The sequence below is a fragment of the Stenotrophomonas sp. Bg11-02 genome, assembly GCF_002836635.1.
GTDB classification, from domain to species: domain Bacteria; phylum Pseudomonadota; class Gammaproteobacteria; order Xanthomonadales; family Xanthomonadaceae; genus Stenotrophomonas; species Stenotrophomonas lacuserhaii.
Genome location: NZ_PJAY01000048.1, coordinates 1 through 12,531, shown reverse-complemented (window position 1 = coordinate 12,531; position 12,531 = coordinate 1). Strand labels below are relative to the sequence as shown.

Annotated in this window: 8 protein-coding genes and 2 pseudogenes; 8 read left to right on the top strand and 2 right to left on the bottom strand. The window is 66.8% G+C overall.

The features are described 5' to 3' along the window. Positions 1 to 41: 41 nt before the first annotated feature. Both CXG43_RS03355 and CXG43_RS03350 read right to left on the bottom strand, forming a co-directional pair. Positions 42 to 3,068 carry a TonB-dependent receptor gene (locus CXG43_RS03355; RefSeq protein WP_101098674.1) on the bottom strand — a complete coding sequence of 1,009 codons (3,027 nt, stop codon included), beginning with the start codon at positions 3,066 to 3,068 and terminating at the stop codon, positions 42 to 44. Positions 3,069 to 3,107: 39 nt separating this feature from the next. Continuing rightward, on the bottom strand, positions 3,108 to 4,610 hold the full coding sequence (locus CXG43_RS03350) for a transglutaminase-like domain-containing protein (protein WP_101098673.1): 1,503 nt from the start codon (positions 4,608 to 4,610) through the stop codon (positions 3,108 to 3,110). A gap of 131 nt (positions 4,611 to 4,741) precedes the next feature. Here CXG43_RS03350 and CXG43_RS03345 point away from each other — a divergent pair, with 131 nt between their 5' ends. The 8 genes and pseudogenes from CXG43_RS03345 (at position 4,742) to CXG43_RS03315 (ending at position 12,388) form a co-directional block, all read left to right on the top strand. Continuing rightward, positions 4,742 to 6,193, top strand: coding sequence for an SH3 domain-containing protein (locus tag CXG43_RS03345; RefSeq protein WP_101098672.1), 1,452 nt, complete (start codon positions 4,742 to 4,744; stop codon positions 6,191 to 6,193). Continuing rightward, positions 6,193 to 7,287: a dipeptide epimerase gene (locus tag CXG43_RS03340; RefSeq protein WP_101098693.1), complete on the top strand. Its 1,095-nt coding sequence runs from the start codon at positions 6,193 to 6,195 to the stop codon at positions 7,285 to 7,287. The genes CXG43_RS03345 and CXG43_RS03340 overlap by 1 nt, the downstream gene beginning before the upstream one ends. Before the next feature lie 133 nt (positions 7,288 to 7,420). Next, a complete protein-coding gene (locus tag CXG43_RS03335) occupies positions 7,421 to 8,269 on the top strand; it encodes a MurR/RpiR family transcriptional regulator (RefSeq protein ID WP_101098671.1) in 849 nt (282 codons plus the stop codon). A gap of 12 nt (positions 8,270 to 8,281) precedes the next feature. Then, positions 8,282 to 8,530, top strand: a pseudogene (locus CXG43_RS19390) (hypothetical protein); the annotation flags it as partial. A 309-nt stretch (positions 8,531 to 8,839) separates the two neighbouring features. Beyond that, a pseudogene (locus CXG43_RS03330) lies at positions 8,840 to 9,355 on the top strand (hypothetical protein); the annotation flags it as partial. Beyond that, on the top strand, positions 9,352 to 10,653 hold the full coding sequence (locus CXG43_RS03325) for an APC family permease (protein WP_101098692.1): 1,302 nt from the start codon (positions 9,352 to 9,354) through the stop codon (positions 10,651 to 10,653). The pseudogene CXG43_RS03330 and the gene CXG43_RS03325, both read left to right, overlap by 4 nt. 116 nt (positions 10,654 to 10,769) lie before the next feature. Then, positions 10,770 to 11,114, top strand: coding sequence for a hypothetical protein (locus CXG43_RS03320; protein ID WP_101098670.1), 345 nt, complete (start codon positions 10,770 to 10,772; stop codon positions 11,112 to 11,114). 110 nt (positions 11,115 to 11,224) lie between these two features. Further along, entirely contained in the window at positions 11,225 to 12,388 is a 1,164-nt protein-coding gene (locus CXG43_RS03315) for a PQQ-dependent sugar dehydrogenase (RefSeq protein ID WP_101098669.1), read from the top strand. Positions 12,389 to 12,531 lie beyond the last annotated feature (143 nt).

The following is a 12,531-nucleotide window of genomic DNA, read 5'->3' as shown; positions in this document are numbered from 1 at the left end:
CCAGAGCAACAGCGTGACGGCCTGCGGCCGTCACTACCGGGTCAGAAGTTCCAGGCCACCACCAGTTGTGCGTAGCGCGGTGCCTGCCAGCGGGTGCCGGTTTTGAACGTGGCTTCGCGATAGACACCCGGTTGGCTTTCGTAGCGCTGGTGCACGTTGATCACGGTCTGGTTGTTGAACAGGTTGTAGACCGACAGTCGCGCGCTCAGGTCGATGCCATCCACCGGCAGGCGCCAGGTGACGTTGGCGCCCATGGTCCACGTCCACGGCAGGTTCCCGAACGCACCGCGGGCGGTGGGCTCGAACACGCGCTGGTCGTAGGTGCCGGTGCAGTTGGCCACGCACAGCCAGCCGGTGCCGCCACCGCTGCCCTCGCTGGAGGTGCTGCCGCCGGCCACGGTGTCGCCTGGCCACATCACGCCGAAGGCGGTGACCGGGCCACCAGACTGCACCTGCAGCGTGCTGCCGAACGACCACTGCTCGTTCAACGCATAGGCCGCGCGGAACTTGAACTGGTGGCGGAAGTCGTTGAACAGCGCGCCGTAGCGCTCGTTGTTGGAAGGGTGGTCCCAGTGCTGGACCATGCCGGTATCGCCGTAGTTGGTGTCCGAGTTCACCGGGCCTTCGAAATTGCCCTCGCTCTTGGACCACAGGTAGGACGCGTTGAACATCCACTTCTCGTCCCACGCGCGGTCCAGCTGGAACTCCAGCGCCTTGTAGGTGCGCTTGGGCTTGGAGTAGCCCACCACTTCGCCGCTGCCGCCCTTGCGGTAGCCGCTGTTGGCGGTGTCGATGGTGATCCAGCCTTCCTCGGCGCAGCCGATGCTGGAATCGCCCCAGATGGTCAGGCTTTCGCCGGGATTGGCGATCGGCCACAGCGTGCTGCCGGTCGGGCCGCACGGCGTATGGTTCAAGCGCATGTCGTCCAGCGCGCGCGTCATCCGGCGGTAGGTGCCGTTGACGCCCCACGACCAGGCCTGGTTGATCATGGTCTGGAAGCCGAGGATGTACTCGTCCTGGTACACCGCCTTCAGGTCCTTGTCCACGCTCTGCCGCAGATCGGCCGCGCCGGTGTTCATGCGGGTATCGGTGGGACCGACCTGCTGGCCGATGACCGGCGCCATGTACGGCGCACCGGTGACCGGATTGCTCTGCTGCTGCCAGCCGTTGAGCACGTAGTAGCTGTATTCGTCGGTGAGCCCACCGGCGAAGTTGACGTTGATGTTGTTGGTCACCGGCAGGTAGTAGCGGCCCGCATTGCCGAACAGCTTGGTGCTGCCGTCGCCCTTGATGTCCCAGGCAAAGCCCACGCGCGGGGCGATCAGGTCGTCCATCTTGATGAAGGCATCGCCATCGGCGGTGCGGTTTTCGAAGCGGTCCCAGCGCACGCCCAGGTTCAACATCAGGGTAGAGGTGATGTTCCAGATGTCTTCCAGGTAGAAGGCGTTTGCTTCGGTTTCGAAGTTGCCGCCCGACACGCGGTTGCGCGCGCGCAGCATCTGGTTGACCCCCGCCGGTACGTAGGCGTTGGCGCCGTCCCAGACTTCATCGCCGGGCCGTGCCGCGTACGCGGTGTAGGTCATCTGGCTCGGCCCCGGATAGCGCGTGGACTGATCGGTGGTCATCAGTTCGCGATCCACGCCAAAGCGCAGCAGGTGCCTTCCGAGCGCCCATTCGAAGTCCAGGCGCGCGGCATCGCGGGTGTCGTCGCGTTCGGCGATGGCGGTGCCGGTGGGATGGCAGCCGGCGCGCAGGCCGTTCAACTGGCCCAGGTACGGCGCGTAGGTGGCATCGGTGAACACGGCATCGCAGTACAGGTCCAGCGTGGAGTTGGAGAATGCACGCTGGTTGTTCTGGCCGACCATCGCCTTGGCGGTGAAGCTTTCGCCGAAGCGGCCGGTATAGGTTGCCGACCAGTTCTTGCCGCCGCCATCGGTCAGCGTGTCACCGCCCCACTGGCCCAGGGTCTGCGTGTCCCAGTTGTAACCGGACGAGGCCTGGGTGGTTTCGGTTTCGTCGGAGAATGCCAGCAGTTCCAGGGTGTGGTTGTCGGTGATGTTCCAGTCCAGCTTTGCCCCCCAGAAATCATCGTCGCCGGTGTTGTCGAACCAGGTGCGGCCATCTGAAGAGGTGTTGTTGCCGTCTGTATCGCGCTTTTCATACATCGCGAAAAGGAACAGCTTGTCCTTCACCAGCGCACCGGAACCCCAGACGTTGGTCTTGGTGAACGAGGTGGCGTCGGTGCTGGCGTAGGAGTGCGGCGAGCCATCGCGGTGGAAATGATCGCGGGCGGCCGAGCGCCAGGCATTCGGTTCGAAGGTGACTTCCGCACCGCCTTCGAACTCGTTGCTGCCCGAGCGGGTGACGGCGTTGATCACACCGCCGGTGGAGCGGCCGAACTCCACTGAATAACCGCCGGTCTTGACCTGGAATTCCTGGAAGAAGCCGAACGGTGCGCTGGAGAAGCCACGCCGGGTGTACATGTCGGTGACGTTGAGGCCGTTGATGTAGACCGCGTTCTCGGCCACCGACGAGCCGGCGAAAGACAGCCCGCCGAACGAGGAATTGCCGCCCACCACGCCCGGTGCCAGCAGGGCCACCGCGGACAGGTCCTGCGCCACCGGCAGCCGCGAGATTTCCTGGCGGTTGACGTTGAAGGAGGTCTCGGTGGAATACACGTCCACCCGGTTGATCACCCGCGAACCAACCACCTGCAGCGCATCCAGGTTGACCACCCCGCCGCCGCTGGCCAGGTTCACCGTGGTGGTGCCACCGACGGCCACGCTGACGCTGACCGGCTCGCCGAGGGCGGCACCGTCGCGGCTCAGCTGCAGGGTGTAGTCACCGACCGGCAGCTGGCCGAGCCGATAGCTGCCATCGCTGCCGGCAGTGGCCGAGCGGGTCAGCCCGGTACCGCGGTTGACCACGGTGACCAGGTCACCGGCGGTGGCCCGACCGGCGACCGCGCCGGAAACGTTCTGTGCCGTTGCGACGCTGGGCACGATCATGCCCAGGCACGCGCCCAGGGCGACGGTCAACGCCGCCCGCTTGATGCTGATTGCCTTCATCCCCTGCTCTCTCCTGCAGAAATTGAACGGTGTGGTTGACTAGGGTGTCGCGCTGGGTTTGCCGCCTGCAGGCCGTACCGTCCACTGGAACCGGTCGTCCCACTGGTCGAAATACAGGTTGCCGCCTGCCCACTCGGCCTCGCCGCGCTGCGAGTCCACCGTTTCCGAGCGGAAGTGCTGTTTGGCCGGCACGAAGGCCTGGCCGGAATCATCGTTGAAGGCGATCCGGTAGCCGTCGATGCCACCGAGATAGAAGTCGCGCAGTGCTGGCTGATCGCTGTCCAGCGCGCCGGTGGTGACGTCCATCGGCAGCCAGCCGTAGGGCGCCAGATACACCGCGCCCCAGTCATGCAGGTTGCTGTAGCCGATCGCGTTGTCAGAGAACACGCGGCCGGACTGCCAGCGTGCGGGAATGCCGTTCATGCGCAGCAGGGTGATCAGCAGCAGGGTCTGCTGGCCGCAGTCGGCGTGGCCGGCCTGCAGCGCGTACTCGCTGATGTTGCTGATCGTGGAATATTCGCGCGCGCCGGCCCAGGGAATCTGGTCGACCGCATTGAACAGCCGCCGCACCACTTCATACGGCCGCCTCTCACCCTGCAGCACCCGTTCGGAAAACGCGCGCAGTGCCGGGCTGAAGCGCACATGCGGTGGCTGCTCGGCCAGGTACGGTGCCAGCGCTGGCTCGTCGGGCGTGGGCTGCACTGCGGCGGGATCAATCGCGGTATGGCGGGCGCTGATGGTCAGGGCATAGCGGATCTGGAAACGGGTCGGCTGCCCGGCCACGGCCGGCGCTTCCAGATAGGCCGTGCGCTGCAGCGTGCTGGCCGGGGCCAGCTGCGCGCCGGACGGTGAACTGCCGATCCACTGCAGCTGCTCCTGCTGGCCGGGAATCTCGCGCGGGTAGGGAATCCAGGCACGCACGGTTTCGCCGGCCGGCACCGCATCAGCCTTCACCACCAGCGACTGGGTGACCTCCACGCGTTGTGGCAGCACCGAATCCTTGCCACTGCGTTCGGCGGCGGCCACTACCTGCGCGTGGTACGGCGTCAGCATTTCGTACGGGCCATCGGCCGGCATCGGGGCATCGGCACGGCGGCGTGCGCGGGCTTCGCTGCTGAGCCGGAACAGGTTGGACGGCGCACGGTTGAAGTACCGCCGCTCGCCATCGATATCCAGATGCTCCAACAGTCCCTGCGCGTCCCAGCGCGCGAACTCGTCATCGCGCAGGTCGGGGATCCAGTGGCGCAGTTTTTCCTTGGCCGCGGTTTCATCAAGGCTGAAGTCCAGGCGGATGCGCCGCATGCGCTCCTTCTGGAAGACGGATGCTGCTTGGCGTGCCGCGCCCGGATCGCCTGCGAGCCAAGCGTCCAGATGGGTGCCCGCTTCGGCGAATCGCCCTTGGTCGATCATTGCAATGACCGCGTCATCGGACACCGAACCGGGTATCGGCGTGCCCGCATCCGCTGCCGGCTGCGCCCACGCCACCGCCGCGCACAGGCAGGCAGCAGCGGGCAGCAACAGTTTGCGAACGACGGTATCCACAGCGACACTTCCCCAGCGCAGGTGGTAACAGCTGTGTAACACGCGGGGGATACCCGGTCAATAATTTATTCTTGCGTTCCGCGACGAAAGGAATAACTATTCCAACAGCTTTCAATGAGGGTAATCGCCGCATGATCCTGGCTTCCCGCCCCACACGCACTGCCCTGATGCTGGCCGTGTGCCTTGCCTTCGGCAGCAGCGCGGCGTCGGCGCTCACGCGCGCGCCGGCAGCCACGCCGGATCCCGGCCCCGCCCTGCCCTATGTCATCGGCCTGCACGAGGCCTACCTGACGCCGCAGTACTGGGTCGCGCGGCTGCCTGATGCCGATGCGCTGATCCTGGACCGCGCGCAGATCGCCGTACAGAACTCGCGCATGCGCGCCGAAGACCCGCACATCCAGGACATCGCGGCATTGCCCGCATCGCTGCCCGCCGCTGCGCTGCGCGAATCGATCACCGCGCTGTCGCGCTGGCCGACGCGGACGCTGTACGACGCCCACGGCACCGCGATCCCCGCCGGCCAGCGCGCCGATATCGAAGCCAACCTGGCATTGGACGCACTGCCCGCCGCCACCACGCCGCAGTACGGGCTGGTGGTGCATCGCGCGGCGCTGCGCACCTTCCCGACCCGGCAGCGTGTTTTCAGCAGCCCCGAAAACGCCGATATCGACCGTTTCCAGGAATCTGCGCTGTTCCCCGGCGACAAGGTCGCGGTGGTCCACCGCAGCGCCGACGGGGCATGGCTGTTCGTGCACAGCGAGCGCTACAGCGCGTGGATCGAAGCGCAGTACGTGGCCACCGGTTCCAAGCAGACGGTGCTGGGTTACGGCGCGACGGGTCCGTACCGGGTGATCACCGGGGCGGTGGCGCATACCGCGTTCACGCCCGAAGAGCCCCGCGTTTCGCGCCTGCAACTGGACATGGGCGTGCGCCTGCCGGTGCTGGCGCAGTGGTCGCCGGCACAGGCGGTCAACGGCCAGCAGGCGCATGCCAGCTGGGTGGTGCAGCTGCCCGTGCGCGAAGCCGATGGTGCGCTGAAGCTGGTGCCGGCGCTGTTGCCGCGTTCGCAGGACAGCAGCGCCGATTATCTGCCGCTGACCCCGCGCACCCTGCTGACCCAGGCCTACAAGTTCCTTGGCGAGCGCTACGGTTGGGGCCACGACTACGACACCCGCGACTGCAGCGGCTTCGTTTCGGAGATCTACCGCAGTGCCGGGGTGCTCCTGCCGCGCAATACCAGCGCGCAGGGCATCAGCCCGGCGCTGGACCGCATCGCCTTCACCGACAAGGACACCGCCGCCCGCCGCGACCGCGCCGTGGCTGAGTTGCAGGTGGGCGACCTGGTCTACATTCCGGGCCACGTGATGATGGCCATCGGCCATGTAGACGGCCGCACCTGGGTGATCCATGACACCGCCGGAGGCAGCTGGAAAGGTGAGGGCGGCGCCCGCATCCAGGCGCACCTCAACGGCGTGTCGGTCACTCCGCTGGAGCCGATGATGGCCAGCGATGACCTGCGCTACATCGACCGCATCACCAACATCCAGCGGGTCCGCCCGCAGCGCACGCCCCGGACGCCTTGATGAAGATCACCGATATCGAACTGGGCATGCTGCGCGTGCCCTTGAAGACCCCGTTCAAGACCGCGCTGCGCACCGTCGACACCGTCGAGGACGTGGTGGTGATGGTCCGCACCGACACCGGCCACACCGGCTACGGCGAGGCGGCTGCGACTGCGGTGATCACCGGCGATACGCACGGATCGATCATCGAAGCGATCCGCCACTTCATCAAACCGCGGCTGGTCGGCCAGGACGTGGCCAACCTCAACCGACTGTGCGGGCTGGTGCAGTCCTCGATGGAGCGCAACAGCAGCGCCAAGGCGGCGGTGGAAATCGCCCTGTACGACCTGTGGGCGCAGCTGCACGGCGCACCGCTGTACCAGATGCTGGGCGGCGGCGATCCGGTGATCACCACCGACATCACCATCAGCGTGGACTACATCGACAAAATGGTGGCCGATTCGCTGTCCGCGCTGGACCGCGGATTCGAGTCGCTGAAGATCAAGGTCGGCAAGGACATCGGCCTGGACATCGAACGGGTCAAGGCCATCCACGCGGCGGTGGAAGGCCGCGCGCTGCTGCGGCTGGACGCCAACCAGGGCTGGACCGCCAAGCAGGCGGTGCATGCGATGCGTGCGCTGGAGGAGGCCGGGGTGGTGCTGGAGCTGCTGGAGCAGCCGGTCAAGGCCGCCGACATCGCCGGCCTGAAGTACGTCACCGACCGGGTCAACACGCCGGTGATGGCCGATGAAAGCGTGTTCAATCCCAGCCAGGTGATCGACCTGATCCAGCAGCGCGCCGCGGACATCGTCAACATCAAACTGATGAAGACCGGCGGGCTGTCCAATGCGATCCGCATCGCTGACATCGCCGCCATCCATGGCGTGCCGTGCATGATCGGCTGCATGATCGAATCCAGCATCAGCGTGGCCGCGGCCGTGCATCTGGCCGTTGCCAAGAGCGATGTGATCACCAAGGTGGACCTGGATGGGCCGTCGCTGGGTCAGTTCGACCCGGTCAGCGGGGGGGTGACGTTCAACGAATCGGAAATCAGCATCAGCGATGCGCCGGGGCTGGGCATCACCGAGGTGCGTGGGCTGGAGATGCTCGCTTGAGTGCCACCCGCGCGTCCGCCAAGCATGGCTATGCCGGTCGTCCTGACCGGCACCCTGCGGGCCGTCGCAAGCGACGGTGGCAGCGGCTCCTGCCGCTGCCTTCGGCGCTACCACGCATGCCGGATGCTGCTGCATGCCGCCGCTGCTGAAGATCCGCGCCGAGCGCGGACAGATGTCGGCGATCGAGCGCCGCATCGCCGATTTCATCCTTGAAAACGCCCACCTGCTGCGCGATTACTCGTCCCAGCAGTTGGCCAGCGCGCTGGGTATCAGCCAGTCCAGCGTGGTCAAGTTCGCGCAGAAGCTGGGTTTCAAAGGCTATCCGGACCTGAAATTCTCCATCGGCCAGGACGTGGCGCGCAGCGGCGCCGCACCGTCCTCAGCGCCTGCGGTCGCCGAAGGGCGGGATGGTTACCTGCACATTGCCCAGGCCCTGCAGGCCAGCAAGGCAGCTGCCGAAGACGAAACGCGTGCGGCCAATCCGCAGGCCGACGTGGAGCGGATTGTCGCTCTGGTCGATGCTGCGCCGAAGCTGTTCGTTTACGGGCTGGGCGACGATGGCCTGTACGCGCGCGAGTTCGCGATGCGGCTGTCCCTGCTGGGCATGCTGGTGGTGCACCATGCAGACCCGATCCTGATGCTGGCCAACCTGTCTGCCGCACGCCCCGGTGACGTGATGCTGGTGTTCTCCGAGTTCGGCAAGCTGCCACAGCTGTCGATGCTGTCGCGGCAGTTCCAGGACCTCGGCGGCAAGGTGGTCTCCATTACCCGCCACACCGCCAACCCGCTGCGCGCGCATGCCGATGCCGCGCTGGCGGTATGCGCCGAGGACCGTGCGCCGCACATGGCGCAGGTGCTGTACCGTGCTTCCTTGCAGTCCCTGCTGGATTTTGTTTTCGTGCTGTTGTGCGACGTCAACCCGGATCGCAACCGCCAACTGGCGGTGAACCTGGAACGCATCGAACACCTGCTGGATACCTGACCGGAGCCGCCCATGAAGTCGCTGTTGCGTTGCCTTGCCGTTGCAGCCCTGTCGCTGGCCGGTCCGGTGTGGGCGGCCAGCCCGCTGGACGGTGCCGGGCAGGTGGTGGTGGTCACCAGTGAAGGCTGGGACAGCACGCACGGACGCCTGCAGGCGTTCACCCGCACCGACCGTGGCTGGAAGCCGGAAGGCACCGCGTTCGACGTCGCCCTGGGCCGCAGCGGCAGCGCCTGGGGCATCGGCCTGCATCCGGCTGTCGCCGCAGATGCCGCTTCGGTGGGTGATGCCGCTTCGGTGGGTGATGCCGCTTCGGTGGGTAATGCCGCCTCGGTGGGTGATGCCGCTTCGGTGGATGATGCCGCTTCGGTGGGTGATGCCGCTTCGGCGGGTGATGCCGCTTCGGTGGGTGATGCCGCTTCGGTGGGTGACGACCGTTGGTCGTCACGCTCTTCGGCCAGCACCCGTGACGACCAACGGTCGTCACCCACCGATGCGACCGCGTCACCCACCGACGCCGCCGAGTCACCCACCGATGCAGCTGCGGCACGCGCCCCGGTCCAGGCCATCGGCGGCCCGCGCAAGCGCGAAGGCGATGGCCGCAGCCCGGCCGGGGTGTTCGCGCTGGGCACCGCGTTCGGCTACGCCGCGCAAGCCGACACCGCCTTGCCGTGGCAGCCGATGCAGGAAAGCAGCTACTGCATGGACATACCGGATTCGCCGTACTACAACCGCATCGTCGATGCCGAACGGGTCGGTGCGGAGGCGGTGGAGGGCTCTACCGAACCGATGCGGCTGGACCTGCACAACAAGGGCGATGTGCGCTACCAGCAGGGCTTCGTCATCAACCACAATCCGCGCAATGTGCCGGGCCAGGGCAGCTGCATCTTCGCCCACCTGTGGCGCAGGGAAGGTGAGGCCACCGCCGGCTGCACCGCGATGACCGCCGCGCACATGCAGCAGCTGCTGGCCTGGCTGGATCCGCGCCAAGGCCCGTTGTTCGTGCTGCTGCCACGCGCCGAGTACGCGCGCCTGCAGCAGGCATGGCAGCTGCCGGCCCTGGCCGCCGCCCACGGCCCCACGCCGTGAGCGCACCGGACACCCAACCCACGCCCAGCCTGCAGCGTGCGGTCAGCCGCTGGCAGATCGTCGGCCTGTCCATCAACGATGTGATCGGCAGCGGGATCTACCTGCTGCCGGCCGCGACGGTGATGCTGCTTGGCCCCTTCAGCCTGTGGGGCGTGCTTGCTGCCGGCATCGTGGTCGCGCTGCTGGTGCTGTGCTACGCGCAGGCCGCCAGTTACTTCGACGAACCCGGCGGCAGCTACCTGTATGCCCGCGAGGCATTCGGCCGCTTCGCCGGGTTCGAGATCGGCTGGATGATCTGGCTGACCCGCATCAGTTCGGCAGCGGCACTGAGCAACGCGCTGGCCGATGCGGTGGCGCGCTTCTGGCCGCTGGCCGGCAGCGGCGGCGGGCGGATCGCAGTGATCGTGTTGTCGCTCGCCTTCCTGACCGGTGTGAACATCATCGGCGTGCGCTCGGCGGCGCGTACCGGCGTGGTGCTGGTGATCGGCAAGCTGGTGCCGCTGCTGCTGTTCGTGGCCATCGGCGCGTTGTACATCGATCCGCACCTGGCCTTCTCCGGGCAGCGTCCGGACCCGCATGACCTGCAGCGCATGGGCGAGGCGGCGTTGTTGCTGCTGTATGCCTACGCCGGCTTCGAGAACATCCCGGCCGCGGCGGGCGAGTACCGCAATCCACGGCGTGACATCCCGTTCGCGCTGATCACCATGATCATCACCGTCACCGTGATCTACGCTGCGGTACAGATCGTGGCGCAGGGCACCCTGCCCAGCCTGGCCGGCTCGGCCACGCCACTGGCCGATGCCGCCGCAGGCTTCGGCGGCGAGGCGCTGGCGCTGATCCTCACCGTGGGCGCGACGATCTCCATCCTGGGCACCAACAGCAACACGATGATGATGGGCCCCCGCTTCCTGTACGCACTGGCCGCCGATGGCTACGGCCCGAAAGTGCTGGCACACGTGCACCCCCGCTTCCGCACCCCGGCCGCAGCGATCCTGTGCCAGGGGATCATCTCGCTGCTGCTGGCGCTGAGTGGTTCGTTCGTGCAGTTGGCGCTGCTGTCGATGACCACCCGGCTGTTCGCTTACATCGGCACCGCTGCCGCGGTGCTGGTGTTGGCCAAGCGCTATGCCGACCGCCCAGGCGCATTGAAGCTGCCCGGCGGCCCGCTGATCCCGGTGCTGGCGCTGGTGCTGTGTCTGGCGCTGTTTGCCAGCGCCAGCTGGGCCAACATCCTGGCCGCGCTGGCCGCATTCGCGGTGGGCGCGGTGATCTACCTGTTCCCGCGCAAGGACGGTTGATGGAGCGCTCGCCGCCGTAGTGTCGGCTCTACGCTGCGCTCACGCGCTGGGCCCGGGCCGTTAACCGGCAGCTCGTCATGATGGAACCTCGAACAACGACGACACGGAGCCGACGAATGAGCCCTGATTACCAGATCCCCGGCCGCGTGCCCGAAGACGGTGTACAGCGTGATGCGTTCGCCGATTACTGGCGCGAACGTTACCCGAGCGAGCCCTACTACGACGCCAGCTCGTCCTTCGAGGACTATGAACCGGCGTACCGGCTGGGGCACCAGTCGCGTGCGCAGGATGTGATCCGCGCTTACGAGGAAGTGGAGCGCGAGCTGCAGACGCGCTGGGCTGCCGAACGCGGCGAGAGCCGCCTGGAATGGCTGCAGGCACAGCATGCCGTCAAGCGCGGCTGGGAAGATGCGCTGCTCGCCGATCCGCGGCTGGACAAGGGTCCGACGCGCGGCATCTGATCCTTGCCCATGCTGCAGCGTCCCCTCATCCAGGGGGGACGCTGCGACATGCACGGTCGCAATGGTATACAGAGGGGGTTGGCCATCCGCATCCCCGCCTGGAGATACCCATGACCCGTAAGTTGCTTCTCACCCTGGCCATCGGCCTGACCCCGATGCTTGCCACCACTGCGTGCGGCGCCGCCAGTCCAGAGGCTGCCGCGCCCGCCGCCGCCGCTCCGGCGCAGAAATCCTTCAGCGCGTTCAACTCCACCGAGTTCGCCACCTTCGACGAGCCCTGGGCGATGACCTTCCTGCCCGACGGCAGTGTGCTGGTCACCGAGAAGGCCGGCAGATTGCAGCACCTGGACCTCACCAGCAGAGCCAAACATGAAATCGCCGGCGGGCCGAAGGTTGCCTACGGCGGCCAGGGTGGTTTCGGTGACGTGGTGCTGCACCCGGACTTTGCCAGCAATCAGCTGGTGTACCTGAGCTACGCCGAAGAAGGCAGCAACAACACCCGCGGCGCTGCCGTGGCGCGCGCAAAGCTGGTGCTCGATGCCGATGGCGCCGGCGCGCTGCAGGATCTTTCAGTGATCTGGCGGCAGGACGCGAAAGTCAGCGGCAACGGCCACTACGGCCACCGCATCGCCTTCGGTCCCGACGGCAAGTTGTGGATCACCTCCAGCGAGCGGCAGAAGTTCGACCCGGCCCAGGACATGGCCAGCAACCTGGGCAAACTGATCCGCCTGAACGACGATGGCTCGGTGCCAGCCGACAATCCGTTCGCTTCGCAGGGTGGCGTGGCTGCGCAGGTATGGTCGCTGGGCCACCGCAACATGCTGGGCATCGCCTTCGATGCCAACAACAAGCTGTGGGTACACGAGATGGGCCCGGCTGGCGGCGATGAGTTGAACCTGATCACCCGCGGCGGGAACTACGGCTACCCGATCGTCTCCAATGGCGATCATTACGATGGTCGGTCGATACCCGACCATTCCACCCGTCCCGAATTCGCCGCGCCCAAGGTGACCTGGAACCCGGTGATTTCGCCGGCCGGCTTCATCATCTACAGCGGCGACCTGTTCCCGCAGTGGAAGGGCAGCGGCTTCATCGGCGGCCTGTCATCGCAGGCGCTGGTACGGGTGAGCTTCGACGGCGACAGCGCGCGCGAAGCCGAACGCTTCGACATGGGCGCACGCATCCGCGAAGTCGAACAGGGCCCCGATGGCGCGGTGTGGGTCCTGGAAGACGGCAAGAACGGCAAGCTGCTGAAGCTGACCCCGAAGGGTTGACCCCGGTAGTGACGGCCGCTGGCCGTCATGCTGCTCCGCTTCCCGCTGCGCTCGCCGAGCATGGCTCGGCGCTACCCTTGGTGGGTGACGACCGTTGGTCGTCACGCTCATCCCCTTCCCGCTGCGCTCGCCGAGCATGGCTC